Origin of the sequence: Brevibacillus sp. NSP2.1, from assembly GCF_000470975.2 — a bacterium.
Classification (GTDB): domain Bacteria; phylum Bacillota; class Bacilli; order Brevibacillales; family Brevibacillaceae; genus Brevibacillus; species Brevibacillus agri.
This window is the reverse complement of the sequence record NZ_CP048274.1, coordinates 980,090-995,417: the sequence shown is the minus strand read 5'-3', so window position 1 is coordinate 995,417 and position 15,328 is coordinate 980,090. Positions and strand designations below refer to the sequence as shown.

Sequence of the window (15,328 nt, the reverse complement as noted above, 5' to 3'; positions counted from 1 at the left end):
CCGCGCTTTCATACGTGTGCTTTTATTATACAAGAAAGCAGGAGAGGGACGCACTTTTTCCGGCGCAGCAGCGCATGGCTGCTCTCTTGGTAATCTCCCCTCATGGCAAGACTCAGGCATGCCTTTTCCTTGTTTTGGAGCAACTGGAGGGGGCCGCATAACAATGAGCCATGCGGATACTGCGCATAAAACAATCTAATGACGATCGACGAGACGTGGGTGGACGATCCGCCAAGTATGGCCGCCGTCTGTTGTCTTGAATAATTGATTTGGCGCCACTTGACTGGAAATGACGATCCATCCTACTTGATCCGTAACAAAATCAATCGAGACAATCCGGTCGCTATCCGCAACGGTTTTGTCGACTTCTCTGTTCTTGACCAGCATTTTCCAACTCATTGCATAATCATTCGTGTGATACAAGTTTTCCCCGTCCGTAGTCCAACCAGTATGGATGGATACAAAATCGTAATTCATGTAAAAATTCGGGTTGTTGTATTTTAATACTGTATGATGGACCCAACTATCTCCGCCATTTGTTGTTTGGAAGAAATAGGTACACTGTTGGCGCTCACATTCACTGTGGAATACGAGGATTCCTTCTTTCTCGGAGAAAAACTTTGGCGAATCAAAAGTAAAGGGGGCAGGTTCCTCTAGTTTGGGAACAATGAGGTACTGCTTCTTCCACGAAAGTCCCCCGTCTTTCGTATGAGAAAGCCAGGGTAATTCCTGCACCAATTGGACAGAACGAATCCAGCCAGTAGACCTATCGCGGAAGGAAATGCCCGTCTTATTTCCCTCTACGGGGACATTTCCTGTTTCGGTTGATTCCGATTCTGCAACCGTTCTCCATTTTGCACCACCATCTGTCGTTTGCAGAATTTGGACAGAATCCGCATTCATGGCTCTTTTAATCGATACCATCATCCAACCGCTTTTCTCGTCTGTGAAGAAAATCCGCGGAAAAATTCCTTTGGTTTTTATCTCCCCCATCGTTTTCCACGTTTTTCCTCCATCCCTAGTATGATGGATCGTTACCGTTGATTCATGATCTGATGCAATCCACGCTTGCTTATCGTCCAAGATAAAATACTGCCCTTCTGAAACTTTTACATCCGTTGGACTTGCTACTTTCCAATGGACGCCTCCGTCCGTTGTCCATAAGAGTGACTCCTGAACAACCGACCACCCAATGTTTTCCGTGTTCATTATGATTTTAGGAAGGCTAATTGCTTCCGTGACATTTTCTGTTGGGGGAGTAACCGAGCAGGCGATTAATGTGGAAAGGCATAAAAGGATTCCTATATAAATCAGCTTGTTTAGTTTGCTCGCCAAATGTACGACCTCCTGTCATATATAAAACACCTGAAGTCCGCAGACGCTATTCTCCATTCAGACCAGGAACTCCCCTGTTCAGCTTTACCTTGAGAAACCTGACAGCAAAACTGCGGCACGCACGGCACGCAAACCCATTGGCGAATACATCGACTCCCCCAACGAACGTCCCCGCAAAAAACTCGGCGACCGCTCCCCTGCACAATACCTGGAAGCGATCGCCGCATAGGTTGACCATTTTTCTACTGCTCTTTTTCCGCAACCGAATTGACGCACAAAAAACGGACGACCTCTCCGGTGCGGTTCAGCCAGTTGTGCGGCGTGGAGGACTCCATGTGGATGCTGTCTCCCGGGTACAAGTCGTGCTCCTCCTCGCCCAAAAGCAGCGTCAGCACGCCCTCCAGCACGTAGATGAACTCCTGTCCTTTATGCACAAAAGGCGTTCCGTTGTCCTCATGCGGCTGCAAGGTGACGAGGATCGGCTCCAGCAGACGAGTCGCCAGATCGCCGGACAAGTCCTCATACACAAACGGGAAGTCGCTTGGCGCAGCCGGCTTGTTGCCGCCCCGGCGCACACGGTCAGTCCTGTTCGCGGGCTTCTCCGAAAAGAAATAGCTCGGGCTGACCTCCAGCGCCTCCGAAATTTTTTTCAGCGACTCCAGCGTAATCGAGGACTTCCCCCGTTCCACCTGGGACAAAAAGCTTATCGACAGTTCGGTTTTTTCCGATATTTGCTTCAGGGTCTTTTTCTTGCCAAGCCGCAACGACTTAATCAAGACGCCAATAGTAGGTTTCATCCGCTCTACCTCGAATTGAATTTTGCAGGATAGGTTTATCATACCGTGTGTGCAGAAAAGGTGCAAAACGCTCTTGCGGCAAATATTATTATCTTTTATAATCTTTACTATTATCAGACAAAAAGCGCTTTCGCTTTTTTTACGCCCGAAAATTGAAGTGTCACTTCAACTATAAATTGAAGTATCACTTCAATTCGGTGTCGCCAGCTTCCCTTTTCCTTACTTGTGCAAAAATCCGGAAAGGCAGGTGGTCTGCTGCGCCACGCACCCACTTTACAACTAACATCATCCTACACACCAAGGGAGGATCTGAAAACTGATGGCACTTCAACCACAAGCGGGAGTTTCCAGGCAAGTTCAAAACAAGGCGCTGTTCGCCAGTCTGATTGGCAGCTCGATTGAATGGTTCGACTTTTTTCTTTATGGCACGATGGCGTCTCTCGTCTTCAACAAGCTGTTTTTCCCTTCTACCGATCCAACTGTAGGCTTACTGCTCTCTTATTTGTCGTTTGGTCTTCCTTTTTTCATCCGTCCGCTTGGCGGGGTCATTTTCAGCCACATCGGTGACAAGATCGGCCGCAAGAAGACGCTGGTGCTGACGCTCTCGCTCATGGGCAGCGCGACCGTGCTGATCGGCTTGCTGCCTGATTACGACTCCATCGGCGTCTGGGCTCCGATCTTGCTCGTGCTCATGCGTCTGGTCCAGGGCTTGGGGATCGGCGGGGAGTGGGGCGGCGCGCTCTTGCTCGCGGTTGAGTATTCCGGCAAAGGCCGTCGCGGCTTTTTCGGCAGCATCCCGCAAATGGGCGTAACGATTGGCATGCTGCTCGGCACTTTGGCGATTTCCTTGATGAGTGCGCTTCCCGAGGAACAGTTTTTGTCCTGGGGCTGGCGTGTCCCGTTCATTTTGAGTGCTGCGCTCGTTTTCGTGGGATTGTGGATTCGCAATGGCATTGACGAAACGCCGGCGTTCCAGACGGCGAAAGCCAGTGGCAACATCGCCAAGGTGCCGATTGTCGATACGTTCCGCTACCATTGGAAGTCCGTGCTGATTGCGGTCGGGGCAAAAGTCGTGGAGACGGGGCCGTTCTACATTTTCTCCACGTTTGTCATCGCCTACGCGACGAATTACTTGGAGTACGACCGGATTACCGCGCTCAATGCCGTCACTATCGCCACGCTGGTCACGACGATTGCGATTCCGTTCATGGGCAAGCTCTCGGACAAAATCGGCCGGAAGCCGCTGTACATCGGCGGTACGATTGCGATGATGCTCTTTGCCTTCCCTTACTTTTACATGCTGTCCACGAAGTCTGCGCTGTGGCTGACAGTCGCCACGGTCATCGGTCTGGGCATTCTCTGGGCTCCGGTGACGGCCGTGCTCGGTACGCTTTTCTCCGAGATTTTCAGCACGAATGTGCGCTATACTGGGGTAACTGTGGGGTATCAGCTCGGTGCAGCCCTGGCTGGCGGCACTGCGCCGCTGATCGCGACTGCGCTGCTCAGCTCTTTTAACTCGTGGGTTCCTGTCGCCCTGTACATTGTGCTTTGCGGAATGATCTCACTCGTTGCCATCTTCGCAACGAAGGAAACGAAGGATTTGGATTTTGACAAATCCTGATGGAAAGGATGAGCAACATGTTGGTCTTGAGCCGCGAAAATATTGAACAAATCTACACGATGAAAGATTGCCTGGAGGACGTGGAGCACGTCTTTCGCGCCCATATGCAAGGAGAGGTCACCACGCCTGTGCGGACCGCGATTGACCATCCGAAGTACGGCGCCACCAGCCTGTACATGCCTTCCTACCTGGCTGGCGACGACTATGTGGCGGTGAAAGTCATCAGTATTTTCCCGGAGAACCACAAGCACAACATCAAGTCGCTGCAGAGCGTCATCCTGCTGACCGAAGCCAAAACCGGACAGCATGTCGCGATGATGGACGCGAGCCTTTTGACCGTCATGCGCACAGGGGCAAGCAGCGGCGTCGCCACCAAATACTTGGCAAAAGAAGATGCCGACACTTGCGCAGTGCTTGGCTGCGGGGCCCAGTCCATCGGCCAGATTCAGGCGGTCATGGAGGTTCGCCCGCTGCGGCGCATTTTCCTCTACAACCGCACTCGGGCAAAAGCGGACGAAATGAAAGCGAGCCTGCGGGCGCTCTATCCGGATTGGCAAGGAGAGCTGACGGTCGTGGACAATGCCGACGAAGCGGTCGCGCAGGCACAGATCGTCATCTGCAGCACCAAAGCGACCGAGCCGCTGTTTGCCGCCGCGAGCCTGCGCCCTGGCACCCATATCAATGCCATTGGCGCGTTTCTCCCGCACATGCGCGAGGTGGACGCTGCCACGGTGCAAAAAAGCAAGGTCGTCGTCGACACGCTGGAAGGCGCCGAGCACGAGGCAGGCGATCTGCTCATTCCGATTGAGCAAAACGAATGGAGCTTCGCGCAATTGCATGCGGAATTGGGCGAAATTTTGATCGGCGCAAAGCCGGGCAGGGAAACCGAAGAGGAAATTACGTTGTACAAGTCGGTAGGAATCGCCTATCTCGATACAGCGGTAGCCAAGACGGTGTACGAACGGGCCAAAGCCGCCGGAATCGGCACGGAAGTTTCCTTGTAACGCGTCAAAAGTTGCACGCAAACAGCCGCCAGAGCACATCGCTTTGGCGGCTGTTTCCTGTTCGCTTACAGCAAGCGTGAAATCGCATCGAGAATTTGCTCTTTTTGAAAAGGCTTGATGACGAAGTCGCTCGCCCCCGTCTTCATCGCCTCCAGCACCTTTTGTCGATGGCCGACTGCCGAGCAAATCAACACCTTGGCATCCCGATCGTAATCCAGTATTTTGCGCATGGCTTCAATCCCGTGCATGTGCGGCATCGTGATGTCCATCGTCACGATGTCCGGCTTCAATTCCTTGTATTTTTCAATCGCTTCCAAGCCATTGCTCGCCTCTCCGCAAATTTCGTGCTGCTCGCCTAGCATATCCGTCAGCATCCTTCTCGTGAAGGCTGCGTCATCTACAATCAGCAATCGGGCCATGGTGTCCTATCCCCTCACATCTTGCTCGCATTCTACCTATTACTTTTGCAGAAATCGCAAGCCTTGTCCACGAGAGAAAATGACTTCTTTTGTCGAAACAAACGTTTGCAGCACACTCCCCTATGGAAGAAAGCCGATTGGCCCTGTAGCATCGCCTGTACCGCGCTCGCCAACCGACTGCTCGCCCGCGCCCGAAGCAAGCGGACTCTCCGGCTTCGGGTGCGGGGTCGTCTCGCCTATTTCCGGCAAATCGACCTGTCTCACTTCATCCGGTATATCGGTTTGCGGGATTTCCACGATCTCTTTTTCCATGACAGACGCCTCCCTTTTTTATCGCTTTTGCTGCGTATTTTTCCTCCTTAGCGTGTCCTGATCCGTTTTTTCCATGCAGCTCCACCTGCCTCCATCATTTCCTCTTTTTTTCATCGCGGCACTTTTCCGATATAATAGGGGTGCACTTCTTTGCCGATTACTTGAATCTACGCCTGTTTCCTTTGGAGGAGAATTTATCCATGCTCAAGCTGAAGCCTTTTTTTGCCCTGTTCACCGCTTTGGTTGTCGGGCTGCTTCTGCTCATTACCAGCCAGTTCATCACCAGTATGAAGCATTTGGAAGAGGTCATGAATGAACGCGGGCCTTCTTCTGACATATTGCGTGTGGCCTTGCTGCTGGAAGGTCCTACCTACGACCAGGGCTGGAACAGCAGCGCGATGGAAAGCATCACGGAAATGCAAAAAAGATTCGGCTTTTCCCTGGAAATCGCGAACAATTTAAAGCCGGAGCAAATTATGAACGTGGCGCAAAAATACGCCGCCAGTGACTACGATCTCATCCTGGGACATGGCGTGATTTTTTCCGAACCGTTTACCCGCGTGGCGCTGCAATATCCGCATACCCGCTTTGTTTCTTTTAACGGGGAAGCCCCGCATCCCAACCAGACGACGATTCGCTACGACATGAAGCCCGCAGGCAAGCTCGTCGGCATGCTCGCAGCGAAAATGTCCCGCGCCCGCAAAGTCGGCTATATTTTGGTGGACAAACCGCCGGAACTTGCCCAGGCCGAGGGCTTTCGCGAAGGGGTAAAAAAGGTTTCCCCGAAAACGGAGGTCGTGATCGGAAAAGTGTCAGATTTTAATGACATAGAAAATGCGGTGCAGAAGACACGCGAGATGATCGCCCGCGGCGTCGATGTCATCTACACGACCGGCGACAGCTTCAACCTCGCCGTCATTACCGAAGCGCAGCGGGCCAAGGTGTACACCATCGGCTACATCGCGGACCAGCGCTACATTGCGCCGGACTACGTTCTCGCCTCGCTGGTGCAGGACGTGCGCCAGTGCTACCGGATTATTTTGGAGCAGTACATGGCAGGCCGGCTTCCGAGCGGCAAAGTCGTGTACGGCCTGGCCGAAGGCGTGAACCATTTCAGCCCGTTCGGCCCGATGGTGCCCCCGGAAATTCGTGAAGATATTGAACGGGAATTGCAGCGTCTCACTTCTTCCCGTGGCTCATTTGGAGGTTAATTTGCATGTCCCTGTTCAGCAATCTTGGATTTCAGAAAAAAATCATGCTCAGCTATCTCGTCATGATGCTTTTGATCGGATGTGTCACCAGCCTGTTCAGCTACCAGATGACAAAGGTAACCTCCGATGAAGTGCACCTGACGCAAAACGTCTTGCCGCAAACGAGCGCACTGTTGGAGGTCAAAAACCAGATTTACACCAAGACGTACGCCCTGAACATGTACACCTTGACCCGTGACGAGTCGTATCTCGACCAGTATTACACCAATCTGATCGACACCGCCCGCTTTGCCTCGCTGACGAAAACAGAGGAAAACAGCGGCTTGTTCTCCATCATCGAATCGATTTCCAGGCTGGATTTTCTTTTTTTGAACAAAATCAATCCGCTGCTCAAGGCAAACAACGTGCCTGCGGTCAGCTATGTGCTCAGCCAGGAAGTCCAGCCTTTGATCGACCAGTTGGAGCGAGACTTGTCCTTCTCGCTCAACCAACTGGAGTACAAGACGAACAAAGAGTTTCAGCACACGAACGAAAGCATTCGCGTATCGCTCATTCTCACCTACACCGTTTCGGTCGCGGCGATTTTGTTCGGCTTTTTCTGCACGTTTTACTTCCGCAACGAGCTGCTTCGCCCCATCGAGTCGTTGATGCAGCAAGCTCGCGAAGTGTCCAAAGGGACGTTCGGGCAGCAAATCGTGTACACCCACCAGGACGAATTCCGCGAGCTGGCCCACGAGTTCAACAAGATGTCGAGCAACATCGCCAACTTGTTTGCCCAGGACGCGATGCAACGGCAAATTTTGACGGAAGAAAAAAATATTCGCGAGCAAATTCTCAACTCGTTGCCTGTCGGGATCATTACCCACCCGCACGCCGGGGCTGGCATTCACGTCAACAAGCTGGCAAACGATCTCGTCAAGGTCGATGAGGCAGGCTACCCGATGTGCAAGGATGCTTCTTTTGCCGCCTCAACCGACAGTCAGGACTCCCCCTGGTTCGTCAATCGCAAAATGACGCTGTACAAGAAGGATGATACGCCTTTTATCGCGCTTGTCTCGTACGTGCCGCTGCACAATCACCAGCACGATCAGGAGTCGGGCTGGATGGTCGCTTTTCTCGATATTACCGAACAGGAGCAGATTCAAGAATACTTGAACCAGTCGGAAAAACTCGCCATGGTCGGACAGTTGGCAGCCGGAGCCGCCCATGAAATCCGCAATCCGCTGACCGTCATCTACGGCTTTATCCAACTGCTGGAACAGCGCCTGTCCGATCAGGAACGGGATCGCTACTATCTCCCGCTTATCTTGGAGGAAATCGAGCGCGTCAACCGGATCGTCACCGAACTGTTGATGCTCTCCAAGCCGTCCAAGCCGGACTATCGCGAGGTCAATCTCGCGGGCGTCATCCACTCGATTCTCCCGTTGATGAATGCCGAAGCGAAGCTGCACGGCATCGAGATCGTGGATCGCTGTGCGCCCCATATTCGCCTGCATGCCGATGTCGAGCAGCTCAAGCAAATTTTGCTGAACCTGATGAAAAACAGTATCGAGGCCATGAAAGAAGGCGGCCTTCTTGTCATCGAAAGCCACCTGGACGAAAAAGCGGTACATATAAAAGTGAAAGATACGGGAGAAGGGATTCCTCCGGAGTATCTCGTGCGGATTTTCGAGCCGTTCTTCTCCCTGAAAGAAGACGGAACCGGGCTGGGCTTGCCGATCTCGCGCCGCATGGTCGAAAACCACGGCGGCGAGCTGCAAGTGAAAAGCACCCCCGGACAGGGAACGGAAATTACGATTACGCTGCCGCTTACCCCGAAAGTCGATTAGGTTAGCGCCTGGGTGGCAGCGACCCGTTCCTGGCCGCGTTCATCCAGCCAGGCAAACATTTTGCGCGTGTACAACTCGATTTCGTCTCCTACAAACAGATGGCTGGCCCCTTCCGCCAGCCATTTTTCGTGGGGGACACCGGCCTGGCGCAGCGCCTCTGCCAGTCTGTGGGCGTGCTCTACGCTCACGTTCTCATCTTCTGTCCCGTGAATAATCAGCACAGGACAGGCAATCTCTGCCGCACGATACAGCGGGGTTCGGTAGCGGTAAGCTTCCTCCTGCTTGCGCGGGTGCCCGATCAGCCTGCGCAGCATTCTCCGCATGTCCACCCGCTCCTCGTACGTGAGCGCCATGTCGCTGACGCCGCCCCAGACGACCGTCGCCAGCAAGCCTTTGCACTCCATCGCCGCAAACAACGCCATGACCCCGCCCCGGGAAAAGCCGTACGCGCTGATCCGGCGGGCGTCGACGATGTTCAGCTTGCCAAGCAGCTCGTACGCCGCAAACACGTCCTGCCGATCGGCTCCGCCAAACTCGTCGCGTCCCTCCCCGCCTTCGTTTCCCCGATAGTGCGGGGCGAGGATCACGTAGCCAAAGGCCGCCATCTGGCTGATCCGCTCCGGCCGGACCCGACCAATCCCTCTGATCCCGCCGCGGCAGTAGAGCAGCGCCGGGAGTCTGGCCCCGTCGGTCAAAAAGCTCTCCGGTACAGCCAAAGCCGCCTTGACCAGCAAGCCGTCGCTGTAATAGCTGACCGTGTAGAGCGCGACGTTCGGCACGACCGACTCTTCGCAAGTGACAGCAACAAATGGCGATAAATCAACCTGCATCCTGCTCACGATTCCTCTCTCTTCGCTCTTTTTGACGTCCATTTTTCTACAAGAAACTGCATCGACGGGGACAGCCACTTCTTTTGGTGGTAGACCAACTGGATGAAAAACGGAGGCTTGTCGTTTTGAAAAGGCACGGCAGCAAGCACCCCCTCCGCCTGCTCTCTGCGCACAGCCATGGACGGCAAGAGCGCTACTCCCAACCCGCAGCGCACGCACTGCTTGATCGCTTCCGGGTTGCTGAACTGGCACGCGATCCGATGAGCAATGCCTTGTTCGTTCAACACGTCAATCAGCATTCCCCGGTACGTGCAGCCTTCCTCTGTGAGAATGAACGATTCGTTTTCCAGATCGCGGGCGGTGAGCGTAGGCAAGCCCGCCAGCCGATGCTCGGGAGGCATGACGATCACAAGTTCCTCCTGGGCAATGGTCTCGGCGACAAGCTCTCTGTCGGTACAGCGGCGATCAAAAATGATCCCGAGGTCCAGATATCCTTCGTGAAGCTGCTGCAAAATCGCTTCCTCGCCGGCCGTGCGCAACACGAGATCCACTTTGGGATAATGCTCGCGAAAGCTCTGCAAATACGGCGGCAAAAAGAAAGCCGCCAGCGTGTCAATCGTGCCAATCGTCAGCGGACCGCTCTCCTGGCGGTTCACGACCTCCTTAGATTCCCCATATAGCCGAATCATTTCCCTCGCATACGGCAAAAGTGCTTCTCCAGCCTGGGTCAGCCGCAGTTTGCGCCCATAGCGCTCGAACAGCGGCACCCCGTACGACTGCTCCAGTTTTTGCATCTGGGCGGTCACCGTCGGCTGCGCATAGCCAAGCTCCTCTGCCGCCCTGGTAAAGCTGCCCCATCTGGCCACCTCGCGAAACGTATGCAGATACACCAGCTCCATGGCGGCTCCCTCCTGTTCATCTATAGAAATGGATGATGATGTTTATGGAATAGTATAGATAATGGTGATGATTCGATCAATGCTAAGCTGAAGTCGAAGTTGAAGTTGAGATCATCTCAAGCCAAGGAGGATGTCACATGTCCATGCGAATCTCAAGCGTATTGCAAACCCCAGCCGCTCCCCTGGCGCAAGCGCAGCGTCATTTTCTCGCCAAGCTCGCTCTGGAAACAGATGTGTCCAACGTTGCGCACGACCTGCAAAACGGCGTAGCCGATTTTGTCATTCTCGACGCCCGCAGCGAAAAGGCGTATCGAGAGTGCCACGTTTCTGGCGCCTTTTCGCTGCCCCACCCGCTGATCTCAGCAGAGACGACCGCTTTCCTGGACCGTTCCAAGCTGCTCGTCGTCTACTGCTGGGGCCCGGCCTGCAACGGTGCAGCGAAAGCGTGCGCCAAGCTTGCCGAACTGGGCTTTGCCGTCAAGGAGATGCTTGGGGGATGGAGTATTGGCAGCGGGAGGGGAAGGGGGTGGAACGAACGCCCCATGATGGCGTTAGCGACTGCTCCCAAGCCTGAAAGCTCGTCTAATCAGGTTGTTAATAAAAACGGGCAACAAGAAGAGATGGCTGTCATCCATGTAGAAGGATAACAGCCATCTTCTTCCCGTCCGTCTTGGTGTGGCAGCGGAGTTTGTTTATGCCAGGGGCATCACTTGGCTTAACCGCTGCCAAATGGTCCAACCTGCCAAACAAATCCTGCTACGTATTTCCTTTTTTCTCGTATTACATTTCCTGTTTTTTCTATTTATGCAATTTTATAGCTCTTCACCATTAAACGTGCTTGATCTTCCTCTAGCGTAGTTTTTCACTTTTTTATATGGCTGGTTTACACTCCAGCCGAATTCGAATCTTGAACCGCTCGATGTTGCGATACCCATAGGCTCGTCGCTTGATGACTTTCACTTTGTTGTGTGTCCCTTCAATCGGAGCATTTGTAACTCGAAACGAAAAATAATTCTGAACCGACTGTCGCCATTGAACGATTGTTTTTGCAATCGAACGGACGGCAGAGGTGGGAGATGTGAGGTGCTCGGTTATCCATTGTTGGAGTGCTTCTTTTCCCGACTCTTCTGTCTGAGCTGCATATACCGTTCTCATGTGCTGAAGAGCGTTGTAAGGCGTTCCAAATGGGGATCTTGAGCGAACCAGGCTTTCAATTCCTCCTGTTCCTCAGGTTTCAGTTTATCAGGAGATGTGTGGAGCAGACGTTGTTCATGTCTACCCCGGCGATGAGTTCCCCGCGAACGGGTACGTTTACGAGCAGCTTCTAACGATTTGGAGAAGAGCTGAATGACGTGGAACTTGTCCGCTACTACCGTGGCATCCTTCCAAACACCGCGAACCGTCTCAGCCATTCCAGGAGCCAAGTCTGTCACAACAACCTGTGGAGGCGTAGCAAAGGGCCAGTTCATGAGAGCCTGACGAACCTGCTCACGTGAACGCCCTTCTGTAACCTGCCAGATATGCCCGCTTTGTGCATCCATGAGGTTGACACCGTACTTGTGTCCTTTTTGGAGAGCAAACTCGTCCAGACAGACCATAGTAGGCGTAAGATGATCTTGGGGCTTAGCGAGAAGCTGAGGAGCCAGTTGGTAATACCACCGTTCCAATGTCGTATAGCAGATTCCGAGTTGTTTGGAAACGCTAAGCAAATCCCTCTTCTGACACAACTCAACGGCCATTTGACGAAACGCAAAAGTAGCCGTTCCTCGATAGGGAATTCCATCCCATTCGAGAGTCCAGGTGATCTGGCAATCGTGGCAACGTTGTCGATATACAGGAACACGTACCCAGACAGTACCCCATGAAGGAATAAAGCGGTGACGAAGAAGACGGTGCCCTGGGCGAGCATGATTGGTGCTCTCTTTCAGGCAGAGAGGACACAGATGAGAGGCTGGATTGGGAGTGAGAGTCACTACCCAATCGGTTTCAGTCGTTTTGTCCCAATGGGAAAGTTGAAACGATGGAAGGCCGATTAAGTCTGTGGTAAACTGGTTAGACAACGTAGATTTCCTCCTATCTTGTGATGGTCAGGACAACTTTCACGATAGAGGAACATCTACGTTTTTTCAATGTCTAGCACGGGTTATGGTGATGAATCAAACATTTATAAATTTTACATCTTTATACAAAAAGCTTTTTGTATAGTATAAACAAGTTAAGAAGGGAGGCGATTTCTAGTAAGTAAAAGATATAGTAAGGTTGTCACCCAGTCATTTATGGTAGGCTTACTTATTGGAGTAAGTGCAACGGCAGTTTATGCATCTGCTGCAGAAAGCCGAGTGTACAACTTTGGTCCAATTGGTGGCTATTCATACTACAATCAGGCAACTGTTGAAAAAACTGGTGACAACGTGTATTATACAGCAGAGATTGGAAGTCAAAATTCGGGTAAAATACCAGTGGGATATATGAGTGCAGGTCCAAGGCTGTTTAAAGGGGATGCTTTGTGTAAAGCTTCAGAAATGACTTACAACTCTTCTGCAACAGCCTCCATGAGGGTTGGAACGTATGGCAACTGCGGCTCAGGTATCTATAACAGCCGAGGTGCAACTGAAGTTTTTGATAGTAGCGGCTATCGAACCTATCTCACAAACGTTGCTCCAAATATCAACTTTTAGGAGGTGAACCCAATGCAAATTAAGCGACTTGGTGTACGAACTGTAATTGTCTATGCTACTTTGTTAACCGGGATTGTAATAGGATCTTTTGGTTCTGGCATTGCATTAGGACTTGATAAAGACCCTACACCTGTTCCAGAGTTCCCAATAAACGAGCAAGGACAAACTTATGGTTCTGCATTAAATGTCACTTCCCTAGGGGCAGAGCCGGATTTAATTAAGGCATATGGCGTGGACGGGACTCTTGGATACGTTCGCTCTGAGGATTTAAGAGGGGTGAAGCCCAAGAATCCGAGTGAAGCAGTAGCCTTGACCAAACAGCTTAATGCGAAGGGAAGTCGCCACATCCCTCTGTATGACGTTGATGGAAAGACTGTTATTGGCCAATTTAGCATCGGTGACGGAAAAGTCACTGAGGAACGGATAAAGGAATAGTGCAAAATAGACAGAATGACCGCCTTTGAGCTTTGACAAGCCAAGGCGGTCATTTTGTCTATTTTGCAATTAAGCCTTAAACAAGGGCCGACTTTTGTACCACCGGACATCGTGTCTTTCCACTGTGTCGTTTTTTTGTAAACCCAAGAAGAACAAGGTAAAGCCAGAACTCGGGAATTAATCTATTAGCGCACGCAAAAAGGCAGGGGATTCCCCTGCCTTTTCTTAGCTTCCAAGCGTAAAAAAAAGACGGGATATCCCGTCCTTCTTCCGTTATCACAAGGCTTTAATAGCCACGTTTTGCGTTCTTTTTGTTGATCGTCGCAAGGTTCTCTTCGCTGTGCTTCAACCATTTTTTCAATTTGTCCTCGAAGGAAGCAGCGCTATCGCGTTTTGTATTTCCTCCGCGGTCGCCTCCACGATAACCACCACCACGGCGCTCTTCGCGCTCCGGACGCTCAGGCGCTGGGAGTGCGGCGCGAACCGAAAGCGAGATTTTACCTGCATCATCAATGGAGAGAACTTTGACCTTTACTTGTGCCCCCACGGTAAAGTGATCGTTGATATCCTTTACAAAACCGTTTGCTACTTGGGAAATGTGGACCAGCCCCTGCTCGGTTTCGCTGACTGCTACGAACATCCCAAACGGTTTAATCGCTGTCACTTTTCCTTCGATGATGCTTCCCACTTGTACTGCCATCCAGTTTGCACTCCTTTTATTATTTCAGAAAAATGGTGAGAACCTCAAACCAGAAGCCTCATTCTCCTAGTATAGCAGAGAAATTCCAATACTGAAAAGCCTATTCTTTCTAGGTGACGCACTTCAAGCTATTGAAAAGACAGCTCGTAGGCGTCTGTAGCCATTACAAGCTCCTCGTTGGTAGGAATTACCATGACCTTTACCGGAGAGTATTCGGTACTGATAAACGCTTCGCCTTTGCTTGCCCGGTTCGCTTCGCGGTCCAAGTTGACCCCGGCGAATTCCAGCCCGGTGCAAACCATTTCACGGACGGTAGCACTATTTTCTCCAACACCTGCCGTAAAAATAATTCCGTCGACGCCATTTAGTCGCGCGAGATACAGCCCGATATGTTTATGCAGGATCGTCGTGAACAATTCCAGGGCAAGCTGGCTGCGGTAATGCCCTTCTGCCGCCTTTTCCATGACGTCGCGCAAATCGTTAGAGACGCCGGAGACGCCCATCAGTCCGCTCTTGTTGTTCAAAATCGTAATCGCGCCCGCTGTATCCGTCTTTTCGATCTCTTCAATGTAAGGAATGATGCCAGGGTCGATGTTGCCGCTGCGCGTTCCCATCGACAGTCCCGCCAACGGCGTCATGCCCATCGACGTGTCAAACGATTCTCCGTAGCGAATCGCCGTGATGCTGACGCCGCTGCCGATGTGGCAACTGATAAGCCTGAGCTGCTCCTTCGGCCGGTTCAACATCTCCTCTGCCCGGCTCATCACATAGCGGTGGGACGTGCCGTGGAAGCCGTACTTGCGGATGCCGTAATGCTCGTAATACTCGTATGGCAACGCGTACAAGTAAGAGGATGGCGGCATAGTTTGGTGAAACGCGGTATCAAAAACAGCCACGTGCTTCAGTTCAGGATAGATGCTTTGCGCGATCTCGATCCCGGTCAGGTTGATCGGGTTGTGCAGCGGCGCAAAGCGGGACAGGCTGCGAATCTCCGCTTTTACCTGTTCGTCGATGACGACGGACTGTTTGAATGCTTCTCCGCCGTGAACGACCCGGTGCGAGATAATGTCAATGCGGTATTGCTTTAATGTTTCAAACACGCCACGAATCGTATCTTCGTATTCGTCGCGTTGAATTTGTTGTAAATAATCTTGGGCGAGCAATGTTTTGCCCGGCATCTCATAAAGCTTGTACTTCACCGAGGAACTGCCGCAGTTCAGTACGAGCACGTTCTTTTTGTCTGACACGAATCTCATCC

At 52.1% G+C, this 15,328-nt stretch carries 15 protein-coding genes and 1 pseudogene; 7 read left to right on the top strand and 9 right to left on the bottom strand.

Features of this window, described 5'->3' with window-relative positions:
- Positions 1 to 195 precede the first annotated feature (195 nt).
- Together M655_RS04815 and M655_RS04810 are read right to left on the bottom strand one after the other, a co-directional pair.
- The gene (locus M655_RS04815) at positions 196 to 1,335 is read right to left on the bottom strand and encodes a WD40/YVTN/BNR-like repeat-containing protein (RefSeq protein WP_026557988.1); all 1,140 of its coding nucleotides are present in this window, start codon (positions 1,333 to 1,335) and stop codon (positions 196 to 198) included.
- A 242-nt stretch (positions 1,336 to 1,577) separates the two neighbouring features.
- Positions 1,578 to 2,132 carry a helix-turn-helix domain-containing protein gene (locus M655_RS04810; RefSeq protein WP_025845871.1) on the bottom strand — a complete coding sequence of 185 codons (555 nt, stop codon included), beginning with the start codon at positions 2,130 to 2,132 and terminating at the stop codon, positions 1,578 to 1,580.
- A 319-nt stretch (positions 2,133 to 2,451) separates the two neighbouring features.
- Between M655_RS04810 and M655_RS04805 the strand changes: the two genes are divergently transcribed.
- Together M655_RS04805 and M655_RS04800 are read left to right on the top strand one after the other, a co-directional pair.
- A complete protein-coding gene (locus tag M655_RS04805) occupies positions 2,452 to 3,753 on the top strand; it encodes an MFS transporter (protein ID WP_005835856.1) in 1,302 nt (433 codons plus the stop codon).
- Positions 3,754 to 3,770: 17 nt separating this feature from the next.
- Positions 3,771 to 4,757: an ornithine cyclodeaminase family protein gene (locus M655_RS04800; RefSeq protein WP_007786343.1), complete on the top strand. Its 987-nt coding sequence runs from the start codon at positions 3,771 to 3,773 to the stop codon at positions 4,755 to 4,757.
- Positions 4,758 to 4,822: 65 nt separating this feature from the next.
- Here the strand turns inward: M655_RS04800 and M655_RS04795 are convergent, their stop codons facing one another.
- Positions 4,823 to 5,176 carry a response regulator gene (locus tag M655_RS04795; RefSeq protein WP_005835853.1) on the bottom strand — a complete coding sequence of 118 codons (354 nt, stop codon included), beginning with the start codon at positions 5,174 to 5,176 and terminating at the stop codon, positions 4,823 to 4,825.
- Between the two features lie 120 nt (positions 5,177 to 5,296).
- Positions 5,297 to 5,488 carry a hypothetical protein gene (locus M655_RS04790; protein ID WP_005835851.1) on the bottom strand — a complete coding sequence of 64 codons (192 nt, stop codon included), beginning with the start codon at positions 5,486 to 5,488 and terminating at the stop codon, positions 5,297 to 5,299.
- Positions 5,489 to 5,688: 200 nt separating this feature from the next.
- On the opposite strand from M655_RS04790, the gene M655_RS04785 reads away from it, so the two are divergent.
- Positions 5,689 to 6,699 carry a BMP family ABC transporter substrate-binding protein gene (locus tag M655_RS04785; RefSeq protein WP_005835849.1) on the top strand — a complete coding sequence of 337 codons (1,011 nt, stop codon included), beginning with the start codon at positions 5,689 to 5,691 and terminating at the stop codon, positions 6,697 to 6,699.
- A 5-nt stretch (positions 6,700 to 6,704) separates the two neighbouring features.
- Positions 6,705 to 8,528, top strand: a complete 1,824-nt coding sequence (locus tag M655_RS04780) for an ATP-binding protein (RefSeq protein ID WP_026557990.1) — start codon at positions 6,705 to 6,707, stop codon at positions 8,526 to 8,528.
- On the opposite strand, the gene M655_RS04775 is transcribed toward M655_RS04780, so the two are convergent.
- Both M655_RS04775 and M655_RS04770 read right to left on the bottom strand, forming a co-directional pair.
- Positions 8,525 to 9,358 carry an alpha/beta hydrolase family protein gene (locus M655_RS04775; RefSeq protein WP_035423181.1) on the bottom strand — a complete coding sequence of 278 codons (834 nt, stop codon included), beginning with the start codon at positions 9,356 to 9,358 and terminating at the stop codon, positions 8,525 to 8,527. The two genes, M655_RS04780 and M655_RS04775, sit on opposite strands and share 4 nt — an antisense overlap.
- 5 nt (positions 9,359 to 9,363) lie before the next feature.
- Complete coding sequence (locus M655_RS04770; protein ID WP_026557992.1) at positions 9,364 to 10,257, bottom strand: LysR family transcriptional regulator; 894 nt, start codon at positions 10,255 to 10,257, stop codon at positions 9,364 to 9,366.
- Between the two features lie 137 nt (positions 10,258 to 10,394).
- On the opposite strand from M655_RS04770, the gene M655_RS04765 reads away from it, so the two are divergent.
- Positions 10,395 to 10,904 (top strand): rhodanese-like domain-containing protein, encoded by a 510-nt coding sequence (locus tag M655_RS04765; protein ID WP_007786331.1) that lies wholly within the window; start codon positions 10,395 to 10,397, stop codon positions 10,902 to 10,904.
- Positions 10,905 to 11,127: 223 nt separating this feature from the next.
- Here M655_RS04765 and M655_RS27970 read toward each other — a convergent pair.
- Positions 11,128 to 11,798, bottom strand: a pseudogene (locus tag M655_RS27970) (ISL3 family transposase).
- A 735-nt stretch (positions 11,799 to 12,533) separates the two neighbouring features.
- Between M655_RS27970 and M655_RS04755 the strand changes: the two are divergent.
- The gene (locus M655_RS04755; protein ID WP_152344126.1) at positions 12,534 to 12,935 is read left to right on the top strand and encodes a hypothetical protein; all 402 of its coding nucleotides are present in this window, start codon (positions 12,534 to 12,536) and stop codon (positions 12,933 to 12,935) included.
- Positions 12,936 to 12,947: 12 nt separating this feature from the next.
- Positions 12,948 to 13,370 carry a hypothetical protein gene (locus M655_RS04750; protein ID WP_005835697.1) on the top strand — a complete coding sequence of 141 codons (423 nt, stop codon included), beginning with the start codon at positions 12,948 to 12,950 and terminating at the stop codon, positions 13,368 to 13,370.
- Positions 13,371 to 13,656: 286 nt separating this feature from the next.
- Here M655_RS04750 and M655_RS04745 read toward each other — a convergent pair whose 3' ends face one another.
- A complete protein-coding gene (locus M655_RS04745) occupies positions 13,657 to 14,070 on the bottom strand; it encodes a S1 RNA-binding domain-containing protein (protein WP_005835695.1) in 414 nt (137 codons plus the stop codon).
- Between the two features lie 128 nt (positions 14,071 to 14,198).
- Positions 14,199 to 15,317, bottom strand: a complete 1,119-nt coding sequence (locus M655_RS04740; RefSeq protein ID WP_005835693.1) for an acetate/propionate family kinase — start codon at positions 15,315 to 15,317, stop codon at positions 14,199 to 14,201.
- Between the last annotated feature and the right edge of the window lie 11 nt (positions 15,318 to 15,328).

Coding starts and splice junctions, on each gene's coding strand:
- M655_RS04810 (WP_025845871.1), bottom strand. CDS start 2,132: ATGAAACCTACTATTGGCGTCTTGATTAAGTCGTTGCGGCTTGGCAAG.
- M655_RS04805 (WP_005835856.1), top strand. CDS start 2,452: ATGGCACTTCAACCACAAGCGGGAGTTTCCAGGCAAGTTCAAAACAAG.
- M655_RS04800 (WP_007786343.1), top strand. CDS start 3,771: ATGTTGGTCTTGAGCCGCGAAAATATTGAACAAATCTACACGATGAAA.
- M655_RS04795 (WP_005835853.1), bottom strand. CDS start 5,176: ATGGCCCGATTGCTGATTGTAGATGACGCAGCCTTCACGAGAAGGATG.
- M655_RS04790 (WP_005835851.1), bottom strand. CDS start 5,488: ATGGAAAAAGAGATCGTGGAAATCCCGCAAACCGATATACCGGATGAA.
- M655_RS04785 (WP_005835849.1), top strand. CDS start 5,689: ATGCTCAAGCTGAAGCCTTTTTTTGCCCTGTTCACCGCTTTGGTTGTC.
- M655_RS04780 (WP_026557990.1), top strand. CDS start 6,705: ATGTCCCTGTTCAGCAATCTTGGATTTCAGAAAAAAATCATGCTCAGC.
- M655_RS04775 (WP_035423181.1), bottom strand. CDS start 9,358: ATGCAGGTTGATTTATCGCCATTTGTTGCTGTCACTTGCGAAGAGTCG.
- M655_RS04770 (WP_026557992.1), bottom strand. CDS start 10,257: ATGGAGCTGGTGTATCTGCATACGTTTCGCGAGGTGGCCAGATGGGGC.
- M655_RS04765 (WP_007786331.1), top strand. CDS start 10,395: ATGTCCATGCGAATCTCAAGCGTATTGCAAACCCCAGCCGCTCCCCTG.
- M655_RS04755 (WP_152344126.1), top strand. CDS start 12,534: ATGGTAGGCTTACTTATTGGAGTAAGTGCAACGGCAGTTTATGCATCT.
- M655_RS04750 (WP_005835697.1), top strand. CDS start 12,948: ATGCAAATTAAGCGACTTGGTGTACGAACTGTAATTGTCTATGCTACT.
- M655_RS04745 (WP_005835695.1), bottom strand. CDS start 14,070: ATGGCAGTACAAGTGGGAAGCATCATCGAAGGAAAAGTGACAGCGATT.